The sequence below is a fragment of the Anaerovorax odorimutans genome (genome assembly GCF_024459955.1).
Taxonomy (GTDB): Bacteria; Bacillota; Clostridia; order Peptostreptococcales; family Anaerovoracaceae; genus Hominibacterium; species Hominibacterium odorimutans_A.
Genome location: NZ_JANFXK010000006.1, coordinates 133,251 through 156,981 on the forward strand (window position 1 = coordinate 133,251; position 23,731 = coordinate 156,981).

The window sequence follows — 23,731 nt, forward strand, 5'->3', positions numbered from 1 at the left end:
CGCTTGCGCCGGCAGAGAGGAACGATTACAATAGTAGGAAACTACAGCGGCTTGCGTCAGGCAGTCCGGATTTTCGCAACTGCCTGCGGATATCGTCAAACGGCGATATCTTTTCTCAATAAAAAGGGGGAGAACAGTGAAAAAACAGCCAATTTATATAGTGGGCCACAAGAACCCGGATACGGATTCGATTTCATCGGCTATTGCCTATGCGGACATTAAAAACCGTACGGAGGAAGAAACTTATATCGCCGCCAGGGCAGGGCAGATCAACGAGGAGACGGAATACGTGCTGAAGCGCTTTGGCATGGAACCGCCTGTCTATCTTTCCGATGTGGGTACGCAGGTTAAGGATATGGAGATCCGCAGAACGCCCGGCGTTGACCGGGAAATTTCCATCCGCGACGCCTGGAGGATCATGACCGAATCCGAGGCGGTAACGCTTCCGGTCACCGGAGAGGACGGTCGTCTGGAAGGACTCGTTACCAAGGGAGACATCGCAAAATCCTATATCGACGGACGGGACAGCCGCTTTCTTTCCAAAGCCGGGACCCGATTTTCCAGCATTGCCGAAACCGTAGAAGGAACGATCCTGGTGGGTGACGGAAACGATGTGTTTTCAAAGGGAAAGGTCATCATTGGGGCGGCCCATCCGGACACCATGGAAACGTACCTGGAGCAGGGTGACCTGATCCTTCTTGGAAATCGTTACGAAGACCACCTGCGGGCAGTGGAACAGGGCGCGGGCTGCATGATTGTCTGTGTCAATGCCAAAGTGGGCCGCAGTATCCGCAAAATCGCCCAGAAGACAGGCTGCGTGATCATCAGCACACCGCTGGACACCTTTACGGTCGCCAGACTGATCGACCAGAGCATTCCCGTCAGCCATATTATGAATAAAGGGGAGCTTCTTACCTTCCGCACGGAAGACTATACGGACGATATCAAAGAAATCATGGCCAACACCAGACACAGAGCCTTTCCGGTGCTGGATAAAAACGGCGCTTATGTGGGAACCATATCCAGACGTAACTTCCTGGGTATGCAGAAAAAACAGCTGATTCTGGTGGATCACAATGAAAAGAGCCAGACCGTGGATAATGTGGAGGACGCTCAGGTTCTGGAAATTATCGACCACCATCGCCTGGGTTCCCTGGAAACGATTGAGCCGATCTATTTCCGCAATCAGCCGGTGGGATGCACGGCGACGATTCTCTATCAGATTTATGGGGAAAAAAGACTGGATGTCCAGCCGGAGATCGCAGGGCTGCTGTGCGCGTCCATTCTCTCCGATACTTTGATGTTCCGTTCGCCCACCTGTACGCCCGCCGATCAGGCAGCGGCCGAATCGCTGGCCCGGATCGCCAATATTCATATTGAGCCCTTTGCCAGAGAGATGTTTCATGCGGGGAGCAATCTGCTGGACAAATCGGCAGAAGAAGTCTTCTTTCAGGATTTTAAAAAGTTTATCGCCGGTGAAGAAAGCTTTGGCGTGGGCCAGATCAGTTCCTTTGACGCGGAAGAACTGGAACTTCTGGGCGCGCGGCTGGAGCCGTTCATGGAAACGCAGTGCGGCAAGAACAATATGACCATGGTCTTTTACATGCTGACCAATATTCTGGAGGAAAGCACGCGTCTGCTCTGTTTTGGGGAGGGAAGCCATCAATTGGTGAAAGAGTCCTTTGGCATTGAGAGCGATCAGGAAAGCTATCTGCTGGAAGGCGTTGTTTCGCGGAAAAAACAGTTGATCCCGGCCTTTATGAGCACTTTGCAGGAAAACGAATAGTTCTTCCCAATCCTTTTATACTAATAACAAGAAGGCTATTATACAAAAGGAGAAACGTGTTATGAAAAGATTTACTTTACCGCGGGATATCTACTATGGAGAGAATTCTCTGGAAGCGTTAAGAACGATCAGCGGGAAAAAGGCGATGCTGGTGCTGGGCGGAGGCACTATGAAGCGTCTGGGTTTTGTGGACCGGGTCCTCTCTCTGCTGAAAGAAGGGGGAATGGAGACTTCCGTCTTTGAAGGCGTGGAGCCGGATCCGTCTGTGGAGACGGTTATGAAGGGCGCCAAGGCCATGGAGGAATTCCAGCCGGACTGGATCGTTGCCATGGGCGGCGGTTCACCGATTGACGCAGCTAAGGCCATGTGGGTGTTTTACGAACATCCGCAGGTTTCTTTTGAAGATCTGCTGGTTCCGTTCAGCTTTCCGGAGCTGAGGAAAAAAGCCAGATTCGCGGCGATCCCGTCCACTTCCGGAACGGCTACCGAGGTGACCGCCTTTTCCGTAATCACAGACTATAAAAAGGGAATTAAGTATCCCCTCGCAGACTTTAACATTACCCCCGATCTGGCGATCGTCGATCCGGCTCTGGCCGAGGCAATGCCAAAGGATCTGACAGCCTGCACCGGGATGGATGCCCTGACACATGCTATTGAGGCGTATGTTTCCGCCGCCCATTCGGCGTTTACCGATCCTCTGGCATTGAAAGCGATCGATATGATTAACAGCAGCCTGATTAAATCCTATGACGGCGATATGAAAGAACGGGAAGAAATCCATTATGCCCAGTGTCTGGCAGGAATGGCTTTCTCCAACGCGCTGCTGGGCATCGTTCACTCAATGGCCCATAAAACAGGCGCGGCCTTCTCCAAGGGCCATATTACCCACGGCATAGCCAACGCCATGTATCTGCCTTACGTGATCCGCTACAACGCCAGAGTGGAAGAGGCTTTTAAGCGTTATGTGGACATTGCCGAAATCATGGGTATCGAAGGAACGAGAAAAGAAAGCATTGAGAAGCTGTGTGGCCGCATCGGTGAAATGAACCGCTATATGGGCATCCCGGCCAGCCTGAAAGAATTCGGCATTGATGAGACCGAGTTCAAGGAAAAGCTGCCTGAGCTGGCGGCAAACGCGGTGGAAGATGCCTGTACCGGGTCCAACCCGCGGGCGATCGACACGCCGTCCATGGAAAAACTGCTGACCTGTATTTATTACGGGGAAGATGTGGACTTTTAGCCGGATTGGTTTGGATGGTCCATATCCGGGAGCCTTTACCCATATTCAGCGAAAAATACTTCTTTATGGATAAAAGTTGTGGCCCGCAGGAGCCTGTTTTGGAGTATTTTTCGCTAAATGGCCTGATTTAAAAAAACGAACCGTCCAGACCGTTGCAAAGTTATCCATATTCTCTTCTTGTAAGGAGAATATGGATAACTTTTGTTTTATACGGCTAAACGCAGGTGGCGCCCGCCCGCGTCCGCTGCTGCCGCCAAGATCTCCTTCGAAAGCTCCCTCCCCTTCGCCAGATCTTTAGCCTTTCCCACAGCATTCCCTTTCTGGGGCCGGACACGCTGCGTTTTTCAATTGCTATTTCCGTACGATTGCGATTACCAGCGCGCCCAGAAACGAAATTCCGGCCATCAGCAGCAGACAGGAAGTGAGCCCGAACCGGTCCATAACGAAACCAAGCGTGACTCCGGCGAAGGAAGCGCCGATGTAGGACCAGCCGTTGACGATGCCTACGCCCGTACCGCCCAGCCTGGTTCCCAAAAGGTCGCCGGGCAGGTTGAAAAGAGGAGCCTGTACGCCCTGCACGCAGCCTCCGGCCAGAAACAGCAGCGCGGCCAGCAGCAGGATGCCGCCCCGCAGCTCCAGAAGCTCCGGCCCTTTCCAATAGATGAGCAGCAGGCTGACGCAGCTGACGAGAAATCCCAGCAAAATGGTCTGCCAGCGGCTTCCTTTAAATACTGTGTCGGAAAGATGCCCCAGCGCAATGGAGAAAAGCGCGCCTCCCCAGTGCATGGCGGAAGCAATGAGGGTGGCGGTGATGAGCACTACGCCAAACCCGCCTTGCTGCGGGGAAGTGGAGAGAATTTTTATAATCCAGTTGACCAGTCCCCACCGGACGAACTGACTGCAAATGGTGGAGAGGGAAACCAGAATGATAATCGGGTCCTTAATGATCATCCAATAATCCTTCAGACAAACCTGTTCCTGGTTGTCCGATTCGCTCCATTCCACGGAAAAACCGGCCTGCTGCGGCGTATCTTTCACATGGACCCAAAAGATAACCGCCCAAATTGCCAGAAACGCGGACGGAACGAAGAAGGCAGCCCGCCAGCTGAAATAGGTGATGGCAAACCCGGCGATGGGGTAAATGATGATGCCGCCCAAAAAGGCAAAGGCATCGAAAAATCCCATGAACAGTCCCCAGCGCTTTTGAGGAATCCATCGGAACAAAATGCTGCATCCGGGAGACCAGCCCATGGCCAGCGATACGGCGTTGATCGCCCAAAAGACGGAAAACGCCGCCATGCTGCCGGATAACCCAAAGCCGATATTGCCGATAATCGCGCCAAGCGCCCCGATAAACATCAGCATTTTAGGGCTGTATCGGTCTCCCAGGTAACCGGAGAAAAACTGTCCCAATCCGAAGCCCAGCGTAAAGATGGTAAACAGGATGCCGAACTGGGCATTGTTGAGGTCAAAGTCCTGCTGAATGTGGCTGGTGGCGACGCCCAGATTGTTGTTGCAGGTAAAATAAAAGGTGTACAGGGTGATCATTACGAAAAACACCTTCAGCTGGGTGGGATGGAAAGCGTTTTCTTTTAAAACCCGTGAATCTTTCGGCAGCATAACAGGTCCTCCTTAAGCGTTTATCTGCTTTGAGTATAAGCGTGGGATGGACCGCGGTCAACATTGAACTGTGGCCCATACCCCAAAATGTCACTAAACATAAAGAAACAGCGTGATTTTGACAGTTTCGCAGCAATTCGGAAAACTGAAAGAGGCTGAATATCAATGGGAGAGATTTAGTTGCGCTATTTGGATAGTTTTACGGAATCTCCGCCGTTTTTATTTCTTAAAATATCGTTTACTGTTTAAATGAGCGCGTATTATGATATTCTGCCGTGGGTTCCGGTGAAAATCCGGATGAAAATGTCATGCCTTCGCTTTTTTTCTGACCTGATTGATATTGCGCTCTGACAGGGATGCGCCCATGGAATTTCTCCTGTGTAGGCCGTGTGAAAACCGCCGCAGACAGTTGCCCGGCAGATGGGGTTTGTGGTATAATGAACGCAACCATCTGGAAAACGGCGTTGCCGCAAGGAAGCGTTCATTGAATCGCGCAGCGACACGGCTTGCGCGGTATAATGGTTCCATCGTTTGAAAGCGGCGTTGCCGCAAGGAAGGAACCATTGAATTGCGCTGCGACATGGCTTGCGCAGTATAATGAACGCAACCATCTGGGAAGCGTTCATTGAATCGCGCAGCGATGCAGCTTGCGCGTTATGGCGGTTCCGCCGTTGGAAACATAGAAGTATACTTAAGAAAAAACAGAGGAGACACGTATGGAATCAAAATACAAGAGAGTCCTTTTGAAGATCAGCGGAGAAGCCCTGGCTGGGGAAGATAAATTCGGACTGAACGAGGAGATGCTGAAAAAAGTAGCTCTTCAGATCAAAGAAGTCCGCGATATGGGCGTACAGGTAGCCGTTGTTGTGGGCGGCGGCAACTTTTGGAGAGGAAGAACCAGCAAGAACATGGACCGGGCCACTGCCGACTACATCGGTATGCTGGCTACAGTCATGAACGCTATGGCTATGCAGGACGCCTGTGAAGCGGAAGGGATTCCCACCAGAGTGCAGACAGCCATTGAAATGAGAGAAGTGGCGGAGCCTTATGTAAGGCGCAAAGCCATGAGCCATCTGGAAAAGGGAAGAGTCGTTATCTTCGGGGCAGGGACCGGAAATCCGTTCTTCTCAACCGATACGACAGCAGCTCTCCGTGCCGCCGAGATCGACGCCGAGGTTATTCTGCTGGCGAAGAAGGTCGATGCCGTATATTCGGCAGATCCGGAAGTAGATCCAAAGGCAGTCAAATACGATGAACTGACCCATCAGGAGATTCTGGAAAAGGGCCTGGGAGTTATGGATTCCACGGCTGCATCACTCTGCAGGGACAATCACATCGACATCCACGTATTCGGAATCGCGCAGGAAGGCAACGTAATGCGGGCCGTATGCGGCGAAAAAATAGGAACGATTATCAAATAACAAACAGGAGGAAAGAAAATGAGTATCGACGTACAGGAAATTCTGGGAACGAAAGTTACCAAAAGTTTATCCCTTTTAAAAGAAGAACTGGCTACCGTAAGAGCGGGAAAAGCCAATGCGGCCCTCGTAGATCGGGTAATGGTAGATTACTACGGTACCCCTACACCGCTGAAAAACCTTGCAAATATTTCAGTGCCGGACCCAAGGACGCTGCTGATTTCACCCTTTGATCCCAAGTCCATTCCGGAGGTGGAGAAGGGAATCAATATCGCGGATATCGGAATTACTCCTGCCAACGATGGAAAAGTGATCCGTCTGACGATCCCTCAGGTAACGGAGGAACGAAGAAAAGAGCTGACCAAGACTGTAAAGAAAATCGGCGAAGAAACGAAAGTGGCGGTGAGAAACCTGAGAAGAGAAGCAAACGATGAGCTGAAAAAAGAACAGAAGAACGGCGAACTGACAGAAGACGACCTGAAGGGCGAAATGGAAGACGTTCAGAAAGCTGTGGACAAGGCCATCAAGGATATCGACGCACTGGTAGCGGAGAAAGAAAAAGAGATCATGGAAGTTTAGTTTCAGCCGGAAATGATCTTCAGATAGAAAATTGTCAGATGTGGTTAAAAATTAACCACATCTGTTTCTTAAATATAAAGAAAGTATGAATGACGGAATCCCGAATACAGGAAGCGGCGGACACCGCAGACCGCCTGTATGATAAAAAACGGATTTCAGAGGATATTATATGTTAGACAAAGAGCGCATGCCTGTCCATGTGGCCATCATCATGGATGGAAACGGCCGCTGGGCAAAACAGAAAAACCTGCCCCGGGTGATGGGGCACAACGCCGGAATGAAGGCCATGAAAAAGATCGTGGATCACTCCGACAAACTGGGAATCAAATATCTGACCGTCTACGCCTTTTCTACGGAAAACTGGAAACGGTCGCTGGCGGAAGTATCGGGAATCTTCAAGCTGCTTGTGGCTTATGTTAACAGCGATCTTAAAGGGCTGATCGAAAACAATGTGAGAGTGAAAGTCCTGGGAGATTATTCGCAGATACCGGAAGACGCCAAAAAAAGTTTGGAGAAAACACTGGAAGCGACTAAAAATAATACGGGGCTCCAGTTTAACATAGCCTTGAATTATGGGGGAAGAGACGAAATCAGACGTGCCGTCCGCGCCATTGGGCAGGAGATCAAAGAGGGGCGCCTGGAACCGGAAGCGATCACAGAAGAAACCATCAGTGACCGTTTGTTCACCGGTAAATACGAGGCCGACTCACCTGACCCCGAACTGGTGATCCGTACCAGCGGAGAGATGAGACTTTCCAACTATCTGCTGTGGCAGACCGCTTACAGTGAGCTGGTATTTTCGGATGTACTCTGGCCGGACTTTTCGCCGGCCGAATATGAAAAGGCGATCGAAGAATATCAGAGCCGTGACAGACGGTTCGGCGGGAGGTAATTTATGAAGACAAGAATTTTATCCGGACTGATCATGGTGCCGCTTCTGGCCGTTCTGTATTTCGGCGGATACGTTCTGATGCTAGCCTGTTTTCTCATCGGCGTCATGGCTGTGAGAGAATTCTATCACGGCTTTGAAGCTATGGGTATAAAGCCGTGCTACAATGCCGCTTATGCGGCCATACTGGGGCTGTATGCCATCAATATGTTTACGAAGGATTATCATTGGTATATGATATGGTTCTTTGGCTGTGTGCTGATCAGCCTGCTGTATCTGTTTAAAATTGAGGAGAGAAAGCTGGAGGACGGCCTGGCGACGATCACCGGTATTTTCTACATTGTCTTTTTTTCCTACCACGTGCTGCTGGTGGATCAGACAGGAGAATATTCCATTCTGGTGTGGCTGATCGTGCTTACTGCCTTTGGAACCGATGTGATGGCTTACTTCACAGGCGTATTCCTTGGAAAACATAAGCTGTGCCCCAAGATCAGCCCTAAAAAGACCATTGAAGGTTCCATAGGAGGAATCCTGGGCAGCGTGATTCTCTGCGGACTGTTCAGTTGGATCTTCATTCCGAGGCTCCTGATTCACTGCTTGATTATCGGGCTTTTGGGCGGTATCATTTCTCAGTTCGGAGATCTGACCGCATCCATATTCAAGAGGAAAATGGGCATCAAGGATTATGGAAATTTGATTCCGGGACACGGCGGTATTTTGGACCGCTTTGACAGCGTGCTGTTCACAGCACCGATGGTATACTATTACATTATACTGATACTGGGGTAAGAGATGAAAAAACTTATAACGCTGACAGGGGTGATTTTGTGCGCTTTGCTGGTCTTTGCGGCCTGCGGAGAAAAAAGCGCCCAAAAGGAGAATGAGGCGGAGAAAGAAAATACGCCCGATCAGGTAGTGCGTCAGTATTTTGCCTATTGGGCCAACAGAGATCAGGATTCTATGGACAGGCTGGTCGTGGATGACCAGAAACCTGAGGAAGACGATCCCGACATAACGCTGGTTACATCCCTGACGCTCAACAGCTGTATGGAAGTAGCCGATGAGCTGAAAGAAGAGTGGGACCCGGAACTGTATCCGGACCCGTATGATTTTGCTTACGTGGACACGGACTTTGACATCGCCTTTGAAGGCGGAGAAAGCCCGGGCTATGCCGACGGAAACTATCAGGAGCGCTTTTATCTGATAAAAGAAACGGAAGATTCGCAGTGGAAGATCGTATCAAGAGGTTTAGGTTAAAATGAAGAAGATCGCAATATTAGGAAGTACCGGCTCCATCGGTACGCAGGCGCTGGATGTTATCGCAAGGAATCGCAACCGCTTTTCCGTATCGGTGCTTTCCTGCAGCCGGAGAATTGAACAGCTTTGCAGTCAAATCGAGGAATTCAACCCGGAGCTGGTGGTGGTGGAAAAAGAAAAGGACGCCATCATACTGTCTGAAAAATATCCGGGAACACAGGTAGACTTCGGTGAAAAGGGGCTGATTCGCGCAGCTGCCAGCAAATGCGATATGGTGCTCAATTCCCTGATGGGAATTCGGGGCCTGATTCCCACCTATTACGGTTTGAAAGCAGGCAACGACATCGCCTTTGCCAACAAGGAAACGCTGGTAGCCGGCGGCGAACTGATTACTCAGATGGCAGAAGAGACCGGCGCCAGGCTGCTGCCGGTGGACAGCGAACACAGCGCCATTTTCCAGTGTCTGCAGGGAAACCCGGAAAAAGCGCTGCGCCGGATACTGCTTACAGCCTCGGGAGGCCCTTTCCGGGGTTATAGCTTAGAGCAGCTTGAACAGGTGACGCTCGAACAGGCTCTGCGCCATCCAAAATGGAATATGGGCAGCAAAATTACCATTGATTCTGCGACCCTGATGAACAAGGGCCTGGAAGTAATCGAAGCCAAGTGGCTCTTCGGCGTGCATCTGGATCAGATCGAGGTGATCGTTCATCCTCAGAGCATCGTCCATTCGGCAGTGGAGTACCATGACGGAGCGGTGATCGCTCAGATGGGAAAACCGGATATGCGCATTCCTATCAGTTATGCGTTCAGCTATCCGGACCGGCTGGCAAATGATTTTGATTCGCTGGATCTCTTTACGGAGGGAGCTAATCTGACCTTCGAAAAACCGGATCCGAAGGTGTTTAAAAACATTCAGCTTGCCTATGACGCTTCGCTGATGGGCGGCAGCTATCCGGTGGTGCTCAACGGAGCCAATGAAGTTCTTGTCCAGCTGTTTTTAGAGGGCAAGATCCGCTTCATCGACATCCAGAATACCATTGAAAAGGTGTTAAATGCCCACAAACCAAAATATAATTTAGAATTAGAGGGAATTTTAGAGATGGACAGACAGGCGAGGGAGGCTGCGCTGTCGTTTCTGTAAGGGGAGGAAGAGATAATTATGACAATCATATATGCCATTATCATGTTCTGTCTGCTGATCTTTATCCATGAACTTGGACACTTTATGGCAGCCAAAGCATGCGGCGTAAAAGTAAATGAATTCGCACTGGGTATGGGCCCGGCGCTTTTCAAAAAACAAAAGGGTGAGACGCTGTACGCGCTGAGGGCCATTCCTATCGGAGGCTACTGCGCCATGGAAGGCGAGGACGAGGAATCGGACGACGCCAGAGCCTTCAACAACAAACCGGCCTGGAAAAAGGCCATCATCGTAGTGGCGGGAGCTGCTATGAATCTGATTTTGTGTATCATCGTTCTGATCATTATCGCGCTGTACACCGGTACGGTCACTACTACCATCGACCAGGTGACTGACGGCGGCCCGGCAGCGAAAGCCGGTATACGGTCAGGCGATGAAATCGTAGCTATCGACAGCAAGCCGGTGGATGAATGGACCGATATCATTGAAGGAATCGGTGCGGCCAAAGGACAGGTAGAGGTGCAGGTTAACCGCCAGGGTCAGGACCTGACTCTGACCTCGGAGCTGAGCAAATCGGACGACGGAACCAATCGTCAAGTCATCGGTATCGTGCCCATGCGCCAGCACAACGTTGGCACGGCCATTGTCACAGGTACTGCCAATACATGGAACATGACCAAAATGATGGGGACCACTCTCAAACAGCTGTTCACCGGGGAAGTTTCCACTAAGGAGCTGACCGGGCCGGTGGGCATCGTCTATGCGGTCAATGACACTGCCAAATACGGATTTGTCTATCTGCTGTACTTGACAGCGCTCATCAGCCTTAACCTGGCGATTGTCAATATGCTGCCGCTTCCCGCGCTGGACGGAGGCCGGTTGCTCTTTATCATCGTAAGAAAAATTACCGGCAAGGCCATAACGGATGAGATGGAAGGAAAGATCCATTTTGTCGGTATCATGCTGCTCTTTGCCCTGATGATCTACGTGACCTGGAACGATATTGTCCGGTTCATTGTGCCGATTTTTAATTAGGAGGCCAGGCATGACAAAGCAAGTAAACTGCGGAAGCGTAAAAATAGGAGGGGGAGCGCCCCTTTCCATCCAATCCATGACCAATGTCAATACGGCTGACATCGCGGCAGCGGGAAAACAGATTCGGCGCCTTGCCGATGCGGGCTGTCAGATCGTCAGGCTGGCAGTGCCTGACATGGAAGCAGCGGAAGCATTAAAGGAACTGAAAAAACAGGCGAACGTGCCGCTGGTGGCGGACATTCATTTTGATTACCGGCTGGCCCTGGCCGCCATCCGCTCCGGAGTGGATAAAATTCGTATCAATCCGGGAAACATCGGGGAAAAAGAGAAGGTGCGCCAAGTGGCGGATGCGGCGAAAGCCGCCGGAATTCCCATTCGGGTCGGGGTTAATTCGGGATCGCTGGAAAAGGACATTCTGGAGAAAAACGGCGGACCCACCGCCGAAGGTCTGGCTGAAAGCGCATTGCGCAATGTGGAGATCCTTGAAGACATGAATTTCAGCGATATTGTAATCTCACTGAAGTCCTCCAATGTGAAGATGAACTATGACGCATACAAAATCGTAGCAGCCAATACGGAATATCCTCTGCACATCGGCGTTACCGAGGCGGGAACCGTTTCCCGGGGAAAAGTTAAATCCGCGGCAGGCATCGGAGCACTGCTGTTGGAAGGCATCGGGGATACGATGCGGGTTTCCCTCACGGCAGATCCGGTGGAAGAAGTGATCTTCGCCAGAGAACTGCTCGCTGCCCTCGGGCTCAGAGAAAGCGGCATTGACCTGGTATCCTGTCCGACCTGCGGCAGAACGAAGGTGGACTTGGAGTCCATTGCGCTGCAGGTGGAACGCAGCCTGGCACCCATAGAAGAAAAGCTGAGCGGGCGAAAGATAAAGGTCGCGGTCATGGGCTGCGCGGTAAACGGACCCGGTGAAGCAAAAGACGCGGATCTGGGCGTTGCCTGCGGTGACGGAAAAGGCGTGATCTTTGCCAGAGGAACCGTTATCAAGACCGTCCCGGAGGACAAAATCGCAGAAGAACTCATAAAGCTGGTGCAAAAGGAAAAGGTATAAAAGAGGTGCAAAGCCGGGGACCCCGGTAACTTTTCAAAAAAATCAGGAAAAGTTACGCAAAGTTGTGGGTTTGCGGCTATTTGAAACCGTAAAAAATGACAATTTGTGCTGCAGGCTTGTCTGAAGGCCGCAGGATCGTTGCAAAACGCGTAACTTTTCGAAAAAAACAGGAAAAGTTACCGGGTCTGTTTTTTGGATACCTTGGATACAGGCTGACGGCCATAAAACAACCACACGATACCCCGCCAATAGAACCGGTTTTGCCGGTTCTATTGGCCTCTACATAAAAAACGGAAGGATTCTGACATAAGCAATGAAGAACTTAATCGAAAACAGCATTACATGGACAAAGCTGGGAAAGCACCCAAAAACAGAATACCGATTTGCCATTGAGCGGGCGGTGTTGGGGAAGTACAATAACATCCTCACCGTACAGATACGGCTCAATTTCGTCATGCCGTTTACGGATGTGGAAAAGATACAGGCCATTGTTAAAAGCGAGGTGGAAGGACTTTCCGGCGTGGAGCTGACCTTTCTCTACGAAGATGTGATCCAGACGCCGGAAGAAATCATAGCCCTCTTCATCGAGCATATGATCCACATCGTCAATGGCAGCTACGCGTCTATTACCAAGACCATCTTCCCTGAAAAGTTTCAATATAAGGACGACAGACTGACGATTTTTGCTTTGGGGGAAGTTTCCGTGGCACTGCTCAATAAGCAGGTGGCCAGCAAATTCGAACGGCTCCTTGAACAGAATTTTGGCATCCGGGCTTCCGTAGACTTCCAGAATCACCAGGAAATCTACCAGCAGGCACACCAGGAAATAAAGGAACAAGAGAAGAAGGACGCGGAAGAGAATAAAAAACGCCAGCTGCAGGCGCAGAGCAAACCGAGGCGGGAATCCGCCGAGAGCGGAGGCTTTGGCGGAGGCGGAGGAAACGGCGGCGGAGCCCCATGGGGCGAGAAAAAATCCTGGGGCAGAAAGAGGGATCAGTACGAGCCGGTTTCAGGAAACCGCATCATGGGAAAGGCCATCTTCGGAGAGCCTGTGTCTTTGGGAGAAATCACGCCGGAAAGCGGACATGTGGTGGTGGAAGGAATCCTCTTCAAAAAAGCCGAACGAACCATCAAGAGCGGTTCCAAACTGATCACTCTGCTGATTACGGATAAAAAAACTTCTCTCTGCGTCAAATTCTTCGCACCGGAACAAAAATGGCTGGACGTGGACGAGCATCTGAAAAACGGAGATGTTGTCAAAATCGGCGGTGAAGCGGAATGGGACACCTTCGATAATGTTCTCACCGTCAAGGCCAAAAGCATTGAGAAGGGCGAAAAGCAGTTCCGCCAGGACAACAGTGAAGAAAAGCGTGTGGAACTGCACGTACATACCAAGATGAGCGCCATGGACGGTCTCAACGATGTGAAGAATCTGGTTAAAACAGCGGAAAGCTGGGGCCACAAAGCCATCGCCATCACAGACCACGGCGTAGTTCAGGCTTTCCCTGACGCCTCCCATGCGGGCAAGGACATCAAAATTCTTTACGGCGTGGAAGGCTATCTTCTGGAGGATAAGGACTGCATCCAGGAAGACGGAACCATCGATTACAAAAAAAAGAATACCCATCATGTGATCATCCTGGCCAAGAACAGGACCGGCCTTAAGAACCTGTACAAGCTGGTATCCTATTCGCACCTGAACTATTTTTACAAGCGCCCAAGAATGCCCAAATCCGTGGTTACTGCCCACAGAGAAGGACTGATTATCGGCTCGGCCTGTGAAGCCGGAGAAATTTACCGGGCGGTCCTCAACAAAGAAAGCCCCGAAGAGATCGAGCGGCTGGTCAGCTTTTATGACTATCTGGAAATTCAGCCGCTGATAAACAATCAGTTCCTGATTAACAACGGTACGGTCAAAGATAAAGAACAGCTGATGGACATTAACCGGGAAATTATTGCTTTGGGTGAAAAATACGGAAAACCGGTAGTGGCGACCTGCGACTCCCATTATTTTGACGAAGAAGAGGCTTTGTACCGCCGGATCCTCATGGCAGGCCAGGGCTTTAAAGACGTAGAAGGCGATAAAGGCCTTTATTTCAGGACTACGGAAGAAATGCTGGAGGAGTTCTCCTATCTGGGAAAGGAAATGGCCCACAAAGTTGTCATCGAAGCGCCCAACGCCATCGCCGATCAAATCGAGCGCATGATGCCGGTACCCGAAGGCAAGTTTCCTCCCAAGATCGACCGCTCCGACGAAATCCTGCGGGAGAAATGCGAGGAACGGGTCGTGGCGATGTATGGCGATCCGGTACCGCCAGAGATCCGGGCACGCCTTGACAAGGAGTTGAACTCCATTATCAATAACGGCTATTCGGTTATGTACATGGCCGCCGAAATGCTGGTAAACAAATCCATGAGCGATGGTTATCTGGTAGGCTCCCGGGGTTCGGTAGGATCCTCCTTTGTTGCCACCATGTCCGGGATCACAGAGGTAAACCCTCTGGAACCTCATTACCTGTGCCCCAACTGCAAGCACCTGGAATGGGGAGATAAAGAAAAGTACGACTGCGGCGTGGATATGCCGGAAAAAAATTGTCCGGTGTGCGGTACGAAGTATAATCAGGAAGGGTTTTCCATTCCCTTTGAGACATTCCTTGGATTCGAAGCGGACAAGGAGCCGGATATCGACCTGAACTTTGCCGGAGAATATCAGGCCACGGCCCACAAATACGTGGATGAAATCTTTGGCGCCGAGAACGTGTACAAAGCCGGAACCATCGGCACCATCCAGGGAAAAACCGCTTACGGATACGTTATGAAATATTTCGAAGAGAGGGAGCAGCCAATCAACAAATTTGAGGCTGACCGTCTCACCGGCTGCTGTGAGGGCGTGCGAAGGACTTCCGGCCAGCATCCGGGGGGAATTATCATCGTGCCCCGGGGCCACGAGATCTACGAGTTTTGTCCCGTGCAGCATCCGGCCAACGATGTGAATTCGGATATCGTAACCACCCACTTTGATTACCACTCCATCGACCAGAACCTTTTGAAGCTGGATATTCTGGGCCACGATGTGCCGTCCATGATCCGTCAGCTCCAGGACATGACAGGAGTAGACCCGCTGAAGGTGCCGCTGAAAGATGAAAAGGTAAACAGCATTTTCATCGGAACCGACGGACTGGACATTAAGGACCCGGACTACAAATTTACTCACGGAAGCTACGGCATACCGGAATTCGGAACATCCTTTACCCGTAAGATGCTGGACGATACCCAGCCCACCAGATTTGCCGATCTGGTGCGGATTTCCGGATTTTCCCACGGTACCGACGTGTGGCTCAATAACGCGCAGGAACTGATCGTAAAGGGGATCGCCACCATGGACAACGCGATTTCCACCCGAGACGACATTATGAACTATCTGCGGCTCAAGGGCCTGCCCAATAAAGACGCCTTTACAATCATGGAAAAGGTCAGAAAGGGCAAGGGCCTTACCCAGGAACAGGAAGATCTGATGCGGGAGAACAACGTACCCGACTGGTACATTGATTCCTGTAAAAAGATCAAATACATGTTCCCGAGAGCCCATGCGGTGGCCTATGTAATGATGTCTTACCGAATCGCTTATTACAAGGTCTACTATCCGCCGGAGTTTTACGCGGTCTATTTCACCACCAAAGCCGCAGACTTCAATGAGAAAGTCATCCTGAAGGGATCCCTTGCCATCCAGGAAAAGATGGAGGAAATCAATAATAAAGGCAACAATGCCTCGAAAAAAGAAGAGGCGGAGATGACTGTCTACGAGGTGGCTTACGAAATGTACGCCAGAGGATACGAATTTCTGCCGGCCCGCCTGGGGCGTTCCGACGGAACCAAGTTCGGCACGGAAGACGGCAAAGTAACACTGCCCTTTGTGGCAGTCACCGGAGTGGGCGAAAACGCAGCCAGGTCCCTGGCAGAGGAATACAAGAAGCGGCCCTATGAGACAGTGGATGAGATTCGGGACAGGGCCAGAATCAATAAGACAGCCATCGAAGAACTGCGTGAACACGGTGTTCTTGAAGGCCTGCCGGAAACGGATCAGCTGTGCCTGTTTTAAAAGAGAAGCAAGTGAGAAAATAAAAATCGCGCCATTTTGTGCCATTGAGACAAAAGGGCGCGATTTTTTTGTTTCCGGTACTCAATGGACGCAAAGCATCTCAGGACAGCCGGGACTGCGCAGGGGATGCGAAGTTAACAGTTGCGATTTTCAACATATTTTCTGCATTTGGGTCAAAAAAGGTACAATTTCTTCAAGAAAAACCAAAAAAATTAATCTATAAATCTATATCGCATAATCAGATCATTATAATCTCTCCTAATAAAACATATAATACTGTTATCAAAAAGACGGAGATCGCATATGCAAATAAATTATAAAGATTTGGGGCAGAGAATTAAGGCGGCGCGTAAAAAAGCACACCTGACTCAGGCGCAGCTGGCGGAAAGAATTGGCGTCGGAAATACGCATATCAGCCATATCGAGACAAGCGCTACGGTTCCCAGCCTGAAGGTCATTATTGATATCATGAATGAACTGGGCATTTCACCCAACGAGCTTTTCTGTGATTATGTGGATACGGCTGAGCCGACCCTTCTCAAAGAGCTGGAGGAGGCTACCGACGACTGTGATCTGCGGGAGCTGAGGATGATCGTAAAGTCCATATATTTTATGAAAGGGCTGATACGAGAGGAAGAGTAAGCGCACCTGCGGATTCAGAAGTTTCTGCGGGAGGGGTCCCGTATAAGAACGGGTGGAGGAGCTATCCAAACAGGTTCATGGACATACGCATATTATAGACTGAAGAAGGAGAACTCAGGCTAAAATATGGGTATGGAAATGAGGTTAGCAGAACGTGAATTAGGATTACAGGGAAAATAAATGAACGGCCCTCAGCCGTTCATACGCAAAGCATCCTCTCTTTTCAGCCGATCAAGCTGAGCCAATTCTTCGGCTCTTTCCACCAGTCGTCCCTTCGAAAAATCGGATAATGAGTTATACAGTGCGAGCAGTTTGGTTTCATCGCGAGTATATTCCTGATACAGAAAATACTCCTGCAGGACAGTCTGAACATCGCAGTTGAGAATCGTGTCCATGCTGACATGATAGTATTTACAGAGATTGTACAGCGTATTTACATCAGGAAGTCTCTCGCCCTGCTCATATTGACAATAAGTGGACCTGCAGATTGAAATCTTTGCAGAGAGGGCACTTTGACTCAGCTTGGTATTTTGGCGAAGGACAGCCAGGTTATGCGCAACCCGCTGCTGAAGTTCCATTTTCATAATAAACGTGTCTCCTTGACTTTAAGCAAAAAACGATTTCTCTATTCGTAATAGAGGATTTTTTGCTCAAAAAGGACGCAGGAATTGCTGAAAACCATAAATTTATGTAGAAATTCCCCTGAAAGATATAAGCGCGGCTCCTGCCAGAACATTTTGCCGGTGTCAAAAAACGGACTTAGAACCGGTTTAAATAGATGAAATGAAAACCAACTGTGTAGAAAGGAAAGAAGCGTTGGATATCAAAGAAAAAGAAGCACTGCTGTGCAGCAAGTATAACAGTATAAACAGACTGCTGGCTATACATAATGTTGAACGTCAGGATAGGGAAGATCTCCTTCACGAAATCTTTATCAAGGCGCTTCGTAAACTTGGACAGCTGAGAGATGTGGAGAAGATGGATGCGTGGCTGTGGAGCATCACCAGAAATGAAGTCAATCGCTATTGGCGCGATATTATGAAAAACCGTGAGATGGTCAAGTCCCTGGATGCGGAGACCTCTTACTCTCTGGCAGCGGAGATCGATGACGACCATTACCGCGCTCTGGCAGAGGAGCTGGAACACTTCTGCGAGCGGAGCGAACTGACAGCGGCGCTGCGTAAACTCAACGAAAAGACACTGATTCTGTTCCGCCTGTATTACTTTGAAGGCTACAAACTGAAAGAAGTCGCTCAGATCACCGGCGATTCTGAGAGCGCTGTCAAGAGCAGACATAAACGCGGCCTTGAAAGCCTGAGAGAGATTCTTTCTGAAATGCGGGAAAAAGACAAAGAAATGGAAGAAAACGAAGAAACATCGACTTTTCCCCTTGAAGTTGAACGGGAATTGTGGTAGTATAATCATGTATCATAAAACTAGACGGTAAGTAGTAAGAGTGGGCAGAACCCACTCTTTCGTTTTGTGTTAGGGGAGAACAGATGGCAAAGCAGAAAATCAAGGATATCGTAGCACAAGAATTAGAGACGTTTTTAGCTGAAAACGGCTATGAACTATATAATGTAGAGTTTATAAAAGAGGGCAGGGATTGGTTCCTGAGAGTCTATGTAGATATGGCGCGCGACAGGGAGGAATCCTTTATCAGTACCGAGGACTGCGAGAAGATCAGCCGCTTTCTCAGCGACAGGCTGGATGAGACTGATCCGATCCAGCAGAACTACTACCTCGAAGTCTCCTCACCGGGCATGGACAGAGAGCTTTTGACAGAAGCCCATTATGAACGGTTCGCAGGGAGCGCGGTGGAGGTGAAACTCTACAGACCGGTCGACGGTCGCAAACAGATCGAAGGCACTTTAGAGGGATTGACAGACGGAAACGTTATCATTATAGATGATAAAGGCCAAAGATGGGAACTGCCGCTTGAACAGGTAGCAAAGACAAACCTGGCAGTGGTTTTCTAAAACAAGGAGGATTACAGAAAAATGAACAGAGAATTTATCGAAGCCATCGATGCGCTTGAGAAAGAAAAAGATATTTCCAAGGATATTTTGATCGAGGCTATCGAATCAGCGCTGGTTTCAGCTTATAAAAAGAATTACGGAACATCCCAGAACGTCAGAGTTAATATTGACCGTGAAGAGGGAGATATCGACGTTTTCATGAGAAAAGACGTAGTTGAGGAAGTATATGACGATATGGTGGAGATTTCCCTGGAGGAGGCTCTTGAGATCGACCCCCGCTATGAAATCGGCGACGTGGTAGAGTATCAGGTTACGCCCAGAGATTTCGGAAGAATCGCGGCCCAGACGGCAAAGCAGGTCGTGGTGCAGCGGATCAGGGAAGCGGAAAGAGGCATGATCTTCGACGACTACATCACAAGACAGGGAGAGATCATCACAGGAACCGTACAGAGAATCAGCAATGAGACCATTTTTGTCAATATGGGAAAAGCCGAAGGCATCCTGGCTGCGACAGAACGGGTTCCGGGAGAAAAATATGACATCAACGACCGCATCAAGGTCTATATCATGGATGTAAAAAAGACCACCAAAGGACCGCAGGTATTCCTTTCCAGATCCCATCCGGGTCTGGTCAAACGGCTCTTTGAGCTGGAGGTGCCGGAAATTGAAGACGGTACGGTGGAGATCAAAAGCATCGCCAGAGAAGCGGGGTCCAGAACAAAAATCGCTGTTTATACGGAGGACGATAACGTGGATCCGGTGGGAGCATGCGTCGGTACCAGAGGCAGCAGGGTACAGAGCATTGTCGATGAACTGTTCGGAGAAAAGATCGACATCATTACCTGGAGCGATGATCCTGAGATCCTCATCAGCAATGTGCTGAGTCCGGCCAAGGTGGAAAAAGTTATCATCGACGAGGACGAAAAGGCGGCAACGGTAATTGTGCCCGATTATCAGTTATCGCTGGCCATCGGCAAGGAGGGCCAGAACGTAAGGCTGGCCGCCAAGCTGTGCGGATGGAAGATCGACATCAAGAGCCATACTCAGTATTTTGGCGACGAGACGGAAGAGTCGATCGAATACCTGGACGATGAAGAAGAGGAGATCGTGGAAATTGACGAGTAACCCTTCAAAACCGACCAGGAAGGTACCAATGAGGAGATGCGTGGGCTGCATGGAATCAAAACCCAAGAAAGAGCTGATTCGGATCGCCGGATACGAGGGGACCGTGACCCTGGACCCGACGGGAAAGGCCAAAGGCAGAGGCGTGTATCTCTGCCCCAGCAGCGAATGCCTGGAAAAGGCAAAAAAGAAAAAAGCGCTGGCAAGGAGCCTGGGAATGGAGCTGTCAGAAGAACAGCTGTCACAGCTTTTTAAGGATATAGAAGCTTATGAGAAGTAAACTTCACAGTTACCTGGGATTTGCGAAAAAATCAGGGAATCTGGCAACAGGATATAACACTTGCGTTTTCGCCATGAAGAAAGGCAAGGTAAAGCTGCTCATCGTTGCCGAGGATATTTCGGAAAACACCGGTAAAAAAATAGAAAAAGAAGCAAAGAAATATCAGGTCGACTGCCGGGTGTACGGTAAGAGCGAGGAACTATCGCAGATGGCGGGGACCGAAGGAAGATCCATCTTTGGGATCACGGATCAAAACTTTGCAGAAGTTATATCAAAGGAAATCGACAAGGATGGATGAACAGAAAAGGAGGAGTTCAAATATGAAAATACATGAACTAGCCAAAGAACTTGATATGGATGCCAAGGAGGTTCTGGAAAAAGCCAGATCCATGGGTATCGAAGCCAAGGACAAAAACAGCACGCTGGAGGATATTGACGCCACAGCGGTAAAGAATACAATAAAGAGAAGCAAGAGCGGAGCGGAAACGAAAATCGTCAAAGCGAAGCCCAAGACAGCGGAAAAGCCGGCCGCCAAGAAGGCGGAAATTGATGAGCCCAAGGTAACGGTAAAGGCAGCGAAAATTGCCATACCGGTCCAGCCGAAAGCGGCAAAACGTCAGCAGACAAAGACCCAGGATAAATCCATGACACAAAAACCGCCGGTAGGAAAGCCGGTTGTGCCGAAGGATCTGGAAAAACGGCCGAAGCCGCCCATGGGCAAGCCGGTAGTTCCCAAAGAGCTGGCGGAGCGGGGAAAAGGAAACCAGGCGGCCGATCAGACTGCCGCTGTGAAACCGGAGAAAAAAGAGCCGGTTCAGCCAAAGCAGCCTGAACAGACCAAACCGGCAGCCAAGCCTGAAAAGGCCAAGGACGCGCAGCCGGCAGCCAAGAAAGAGCCAAGACCGGTAATTCGCCAGGAAAGACTGAAGATTATTAAAAAAGCTTCGGAAGTCCATGAAGAAGAGCGTATTGCACGGGAGAAAAAGGAAAAAGCCGCAGCGGAAAGAAAAGCGGCTGAAAAAGAAAAGAAGATCGCTGCCGATAAAGAACGGAACCAGAGAAGAGACAACGGCAGAGATAGCAGCAGAGATAACAACAAGGGCCCGAAACGCGATGGAGCAAGACCTCCAAGAAGAGATAACCGCGACCGCGATAATGCGCAGGGACAGGGCGGAAACCGGCCTGCCAGAAAAGAAAAGACCGTGGATACGGTGCTGGAAAAGCCGTCCGCTCATAAAAAAGTCGATAAGACCAAGGAAAAGAAGGAAAAAGAAAGAGATAAGTTCGCCAAGCTGGAGAGAGGCGGAAGAAAAGGCGGCAAGCCGCAGCCAACCCGTTCTCTGGAAAAGAAAGTCCGTCCGAAAAAGCAGAATAAACCAAAGCCTGCTCCGGAACCGGAAGTTGAAGTAGCTGAGATTCCAGCAGGAACTACGGTAATCAATGTACCGATTACCGTAGCCGGACTGGCAGAGCAGATTCAGGTATCGGTTTCCCAGATTATCATGACCCTGATGAAAATGGGCGTTATGGCCAACGTAAACCAGAACGTGGATGAAGATACCGTGCTGCTGCTGGCCGAAGAGCTGGGCGCAAGCATCGTTATCGGAAAAGTAGAGGACGAGGAAGAAGAGGAAGGTCTGGAAACCTTTGAAGACAAGGAAGAAGACCTGCAGCCGAGAGCGCCGATCATTACGGTAATGGGTCACGTAGACCACGGTAAGACTTCTCTGCTGGACGCGATCCGTAAGACAAATGTTACGGCTTCCGAATCAGGCGGAATCACCCAGCACATCGGTGCTTCCGAAGTAGAGATCAACGGTCAGAAAATCGTATTTTTGGATACGCCGGGACATGAAGCGTTTACCGCGATGAGAGCCAGAGGCGCTCATACTACGGATATCGCCGTTCTGGTGGTTGCCGCTGACGACAGTGTAAAGCCTCAGACCATCGAATCCATCAGCCATGCTAAGGCTGCGGGAGTTCCGATTATCGTTGCTATCAATAAGATGGATAAACCGGGTGCTAATCCGGATATGGTAAAGAAGGACCTGGCCGATCAGGGCGTACTGGTGGAAGAATGGGGCGGCGATGTAATCAGCGTTCCTGTTTCCGCAAAGACTGGAGACGGCATTGTCAACCTGCTGGAAATGATTCTGCTGCAGGCGGAAGTATTGGAGCTGAAAGCCAACCCGAATCGCCTGGCCATGGGTTCCGTACTGGAAGCAAGGCTGGATAAGGCCAAGGGACCGGTAGCCAGCCTGCTGGTACTCAACGGTACCCTGAAGGCAGGCATGAGCGTCGTTGCCGGAACCTGTTCCGGTAAGATCCGTCTCATGACCAATCACAAGGGCGAAAAGATCAGAATGGCAGGACCGGCTACAGCCGTGGAGATCCTGGGTCTGACCGAGGTGCCTCACGCAGGCGACGAATTCAATGCGGTTAAGGAAGACCGGATTGCCAGAGAAATCGCCGAACACAGACAGGAAAAGAAGAGAGAAGAAGTGCTGGCGAGAAATTCCAGTACAACGCTGGAGGAACTGTTCTCCCAGATACAGGAAGGCGAAGTGAAGGAACTGAACCTGATCGTCAAGGGCGATGTACAGGGTTCTGTCGGCGCCGTTGTATCCTCTCTGGAAAAGCTGTCCACAGAAAACGTGAGAGTCAAGATCGTTCACACTGGTGTCGGCGCCGTGACCGAGTCCGACGTCATGCTGGCCGGAACTTCCGATGCCATCATTATCGGCTTCAATGTAAGACCGAGCACAGCGGTTTCCGCCATGGCCGAGCGGGATAATGTTCAGATCAGAACTTACAGAGTCATCTACGATATTATCGATGATGTGGAAAATGCCATGAAGGGTATGCTGGATCCTGAATTTAAAGAAGTGGTTCTGGGAACAGTAGAAATAAGGAATACCTTTAAGGTGCCGGGCGTCGGCATCGTAGGCGGAGCCTATGTTACTGACGGTAAAGCGGTCCGCAATGCGCAGATTCGTCTGGTTCGCGACGGTATCGTGATCCACGAGGGGAAAATCGCTTCCCTCAAGAGATTCAAAGACGATGCCAGAGAAGTGGCCCAGGGATATGAATGCGGTATTGGAATCGAAAGCTACAACGACATCAAAGAGGGCGATATCATAGAATGCTTCCAGATGGAAGAGATCAAACGAGATTAGGAGATAAATAATAAATATGGGAAAAGGACACAGACAGGGGCGGCTTGGTGAAGAAATCCGAAGGATCATCAGCGACCTGCTCCTGAGAGAGCTGAAAGATCCCAGACTGAAATCGGGAATGGTGAGCGTTTCTGCCGTGGAGGTTACTTCTGACGGCAGTTACGCTACCGTATATATCACGGTTTTAGGCCTGGATCTAAAGCACGAGGACAGCAAGAAAATTCAGGAGGATACGCTGGCCGCGCTGGGCAGCGCCAAGGGACTGATCAAACGGGAAATCGGCAGACAGGTTAAGCTGCGCCATATTCCGGAATTGATCTTTAAAATGGACACCTCCCTGGAATATGGACGTCATATTGAAGAAATCATTCAAGGATTGGATAAATAGCGGAAGTGTGGATA

21 protein-coding genes are annotated in these 23,731 nt (G+C 50.1%); 19 read left to right on the forward strand and 2 right to left on the reverse strand.

The annotated features are described in order from the left end of the window. The first annotated feature begins 136 nt into the window (after positions 1 to 136). Positions 137 to 1,786: a putative manganese-dependent inorganic diphosphatase gene (locus NE619_RS07165; RefSeq protein ID WP_256131720.1), complete on the forward strand. Its 1,650-nt coding sequence runs from the start codon at positions 137 to 139 to the stop codon at positions 1,784 to 1,786. A gap of 61 nt (positions 1,787 to 1,847) precedes the next feature. After that, positions 1,848 to 3,026, forward strand: coding sequence for an iron-containing alcohol dehydrogenase (locus NE619_RS07170; protein WP_256131721.1), 1,179 nt, complete (start codon positions 1,848 to 1,850; stop codon positions 3,024 to 3,026). Positions 3,027 to 3,377: 351 nt separating this feature from the next. Here the strand turns inward: NE619_RS07170 and NE619_RS07175 are convergent, their stop codons facing one another. Beyond that, complete coding sequence (locus NE619_RS07175; RefSeq protein ID WP_256131722.1) at positions 3,378 to 4,646, reverse strand: MFS transporter; 1,269 nt, start codon at positions 4,644 to 4,646, stop codon at positions 3,378 to 3,380. 716 nt (positions 4,647 to 5,362) lie between these two features. Here NE619_RS07175 and pyrH point away from each other — a divergent pair. From pyrH to NE619_RS07225, 10 genes are all read left to right on the forward strand, one after another. Continuing rightward, positions 5,363 to 6,067, forward strand: coding sequence for a UMP kinase (gene pyrH / locus NE619_RS07180; RefSeq protein ID WP_256131723.1), 705 nt, complete (start codon positions 5,363 to 5,365; stop codon positions 6,065 to 6,067). Between the two features lie 18 nt (positions 6,068 to 6,085). Next, positions 6,086 to 6,643, forward strand: a complete 558-nt coding sequence (gene frr, locus NE619_RS07185) for a ribosome recycling factor (protein ID WP_256131724.1) — start codon at positions 6,086 to 6,088, stop codon at positions 6,641 to 6,643. 169 nt (positions 6,644 to 6,812) lie between these two features. Further along, a complete protein-coding gene (locus NE619_RS07190) occupies positions 6,813 to 7,535 on the forward strand; it encodes an isoprenyl transferase (RefSeq protein WP_256131725.1) in 723 nt (240 codons plus the stop codon). A gap of 3 nt (positions 7,536 to 7,538) precedes the next feature. Beyond that, entirely contained in the window at positions 7,539 to 8,321 is a 783-nt protein-coding gene (locus NE619_RS07195) for a phosphatidate cytidylyltransferase (RefSeq protein ID WP_256131726.1), read from the forward strand. 3 nt (positions 8,322 to 8,324) lie between these two features. Further along, positions 8,325 to 8,789 carry a DUF4829 domain-containing protein gene (locus tag NE619_RS07200; RefSeq protein WP_256131727.1) on the forward strand — a complete coding sequence of 155 codons (465 nt, stop codon included), beginning with the start codon at positions 8,325 to 8,327 and terminating at the stop codon, positions 8,787 to 8,789. A 1-nt stretch (position 8,790) separates the two neighbouring features. Further along, positions 8,791 to 9,930, forward strand: a complete 1,140-nt coding sequence (locus NE619_RS07205; RefSeq protein WP_256131728.1) for a 1-deoxy-D-xylulose-5-phosphate reductoisomerase — start codon at positions 8,791 to 8,793, stop codon at positions 9,928 to 9,930. 18 nt (positions 9,931 to 9,948) lie between these two features. Next, the gene (gene rseP / locus NE619_RS07210) at positions 9,949 to 10,962 is read left to right on the forward strand and encodes an RIP metalloprotease RseP (protein ID WP_256131729.1); all 1,014 of its coding nucleotides are present in this window, start codon (positions 9,949 to 9,951) and stop codon (positions 10,960 to 10,962) included. A 10-nt stretch (positions 10,963 to 10,972) separates the two neighbouring features. Beyond that, complete coding sequence (gene ispG, locus NE619_RS07215) at positions 10,973 to 12,031, forward strand: flavodoxin-dependent (E)-4-hydroxy-3-methylbut-2-enyl-diphosphate synthase (protein ID WP_256131730.1); 1,059 nt, start codon at positions 10,973 to 10,975, stop codon at positions 12,029 to 12,031. 313 nt (positions 12,032 to 12,344) lie between these two features. Next, entirely contained in the window at positions 12,345 to 16,130 is a 3,786-nt protein-coding gene (locus tag NE619_RS07220) for a PolC-type DNA polymerase III (RefSeq protein ID WP_256131731.1), read from the forward strand. A gap of 303 nt (positions 16,131 to 16,433) precedes the next feature. Beyond that, positions 16,434 to 16,772 (forward strand): helix-turn-helix domain-containing protein, encoded by a 339-nt coding sequence (locus tag NE619_RS07225; protein WP_256131732.1) that lies wholly within the window; start codon positions 16,434 to 16,436, stop codon positions 16,770 to 16,772. A 191-nt stretch (positions 16,773 to 16,963) separates the two neighbouring features. Here the strand turns inward: NE619_RS07225 and NE619_RS07230 are convergent, their stop codons facing one another. Continuing rightward, entirely contained in the window at positions 16,964 to 17,356 is a 393-nt protein-coding gene (locus tag NE619_RS07230) for a helix-turn-helix domain-containing protein (RefSeq protein ID WP_256131733.1), read from the reverse strand. A 232-nt stretch (positions 17,357 to 17,588) separates the two neighbouring features. Between NE619_RS07230 and NE619_RS07235 the strand changes: the two genes are divergently transcribed. From NE619_RS07235 to rbfA, 7 genes are all read left to right on the forward strand, one after another. Continuing rightward, entirely contained in the window at positions 17,589 to 18,188 is a 600-nt protein-coding gene (locus tag NE619_RS07235) for an RNA polymerase sigma factor (RefSeq protein ID WP_256131734.1), read from the forward strand. 83 nt (positions 18,189 to 18,271) lie between these two features. Continuing rightward, complete coding sequence (gene rimP / locus NE619_RS07240; RefSeq protein WP_256131735.1) at positions 18,272 to 18,751, forward strand: ribosome maturation factor RimP; 480 nt, start codon at positions 18,272 to 18,274, stop codon at positions 18,749 to 18,751. 21 nt (positions 18,752 to 18,772) lie between these two features. Beyond that, positions 18,773 to 19,876 (forward strand): transcription termination factor NusA, encoded by a 1,104-nt coding sequence (gene nusA / locus NE619_RS07245; RefSeq protein ID WP_256131736.1) that lies wholly within the window; start codon positions 18,773 to 18,775, stop codon positions 19,874 to 19,876. Between the two features lie 28 nt (positions 19,877 to 19,904). Beyond that, complete coding sequence (rnpM, locus tag NE619_RS07250; protein WP_256131737.1) at positions 19,905 to 20,153, forward strand: RNase P modulator RnpM; 249 nt, start codon at positions 19,905 to 19,907, stop codon at positions 20,151 to 20,153. Next, positions 20,143 to 20,451: a L7Ae/L30e/S12e/Gadd45 family ribosomal protein gene (locus tag NE619_RS07255; RefSeq protein WP_256131738.1), complete on the forward strand. Its 309-nt coding sequence runs from the start codon at positions 20,143 to 20,145 to the stop codon at positions 20,449 to 20,451. The genes rnpM and NE619_RS07255 overlap by 11 nt, the downstream gene beginning before the upstream one ends. Before the next feature lie 22 nt (positions 20,452 to 20,473). Then, positions 20,474 to 23,329, forward strand: coding sequence for a translation initiation factor IF-2 (infB, locus tag NE619_RS07260; RefSeq protein ID WP_256131739.1), 2,856 nt, complete (start codon positions 20,474 to 20,476; stop codon positions 23,327 to 23,329). A 16-nt stretch (positions 23,330 to 23,345) separates the two neighbouring features. Further along, complete coding sequence (rbfA, locus tag NE619_RS07265; protein WP_256131740.1) at positions 23,346 to 23,717, forward strand: 30S ribosome-binding factor RbfA; 372 nt, start codon at positions 23,346 to 23,348, stop codon at positions 23,715 to 23,717. The last annotated feature ends 14 nt before the right edge of the window (positions 23,718 to 23,731 follow it).

What these genes read in the sequence shown, in the direction of transcription:
- NE619_RS07170 (WP_256131721.1), top strand. Translation starts at nt 1,848, where the DNA reads ATGAAAAGATTTACTTTACCGCGGGATATCTACTATGGAGAGAATTCT.
- NE619_RS07175 (WP_256131722.1), bottom strand. Translation starts at nt 4,646, where the DNA reads ATGCTGCCGAAAGATTCACGGGTTTTAAAAGAAAACGCTTTCCATCCC.
- pyrH (WP_256131723.1), top strand. Translation starts at nt 5,363, where the DNA reads ATGGAATCAAAATACAAGAGAGTCCTTTTGAAGATCAGCGGAGAAGCC.
- frr (WP_256131724.1), top strand. Translation starts at nt 6,086, where the DNA reads ATGAGTATCGACGTACAGGAAATTCTGGGAACGAAAGTTACCAAAAGT.
- NE619_RS07190 (WP_256131725.1), top strand. Translation starts at nt 6,813, where the DNA reads ATGTTAGACAAAGAGCGCATGCCTGTCCATGTGGCCATCATCATGGAT.
- NE619_RS07195 (WP_256131726.1), top strand. Translation starts at nt 7,539, where the DNA reads ATGAAGACAAGAATTTTATCCGGACTGATCATGGTGCCGCTTCTGGCC.
- NE619_RS07200 (WP_256131727.1), top strand. Translation starts at nt 8,325, where the DNA reads ATGAAAAAACTTATAACGCTGACAGGGGTGATTTTGTGCGCTTTGCTG.
- NE619_RS07205 (WP_256131728.1), top strand. Translation starts at nt 8,791, where the DNA reads ATGAAGAAGATCGCAATATTAGGAAGTACCGGCTCCATCGGTACGCAG.
- rseP (WP_256131729.1), top strand. Translation starts at nt 9,949, where the DNA reads ATGACAATCATATATGCCATTATCATGTTCTGTCTGCTGATCTTTATC.
- ispG (WP_256131730.1), top strand. Translation starts at nt 10,973, where the DNA reads ATGACAAAGCAAGTAAACTGCGGAAGCGTAAAAATAGGAGGGGGAGCG.
- NE619_RS07220 (WP_256131731.1), top strand. Translation starts at nt 12,345, where the DNA reads ATGAAGAACTTAATCGAAAACAGCATTACATGGACAAAGCTGGGAAAG.
- NE619_RS07225 (WP_256131732.1), top strand. Translation starts at nt 16,434, where the DNA reads ATGCAAATAAATTATAAAGATTTGGGGCAGAGAATTAAGGCGGCGCGT.
- NE619_RS07230 (WP_256131733.1), bottom strand. Translation starts at nt 17,356, where the DNA reads ATGAAAATGGAACTTCAGCAGCGGGTTGCGCATAACCTGGCTGTCCTT.
- rimP (WP_256131735.1), top strand. Translation starts at nt 18,272, where the DNA reads ATGGCAAAGCAGAAAATCAAGGATATCGTAGCACAAGAATTAGAGACG.
- nusA (WP_256131736.1), top strand. Translation starts at nt 18,773, where the DNA reads ATGAACAGAGAATTTATCGAAGCCATCGATGCGCTTGAGAAAGAAAAA.
- rnpM (WP_256131737.1), top strand. Translation starts at nt 19,905, where the DNA reads ATGAGGAGATGCGTGGGCTGCATGGAATCAAAACCCAAGAAAGAGCTG.
- NE619_RS07255 (WP_256131738.1), top strand. Translation starts at nt 20,143, where the DNA reads ATGAGAAGTAAACTTCACAGTTACCTGGGATTTGCGAAAAAATCAGGG.
- infB (WP_256131739.1), top strand. Translation starts at nt 20,474, where the DNA reads ATGAAAATACATGAACTAGCCAAAGAACTTGATATGGATGCCAAGGAG.
- rbfA (WP_256131740.1), top strand. Translation starts at nt 23,346, where the DNA reads ATGGGAAAAGGACACAGACAGGGGCGGCTTGGTGAAGAAATCCGAAGG.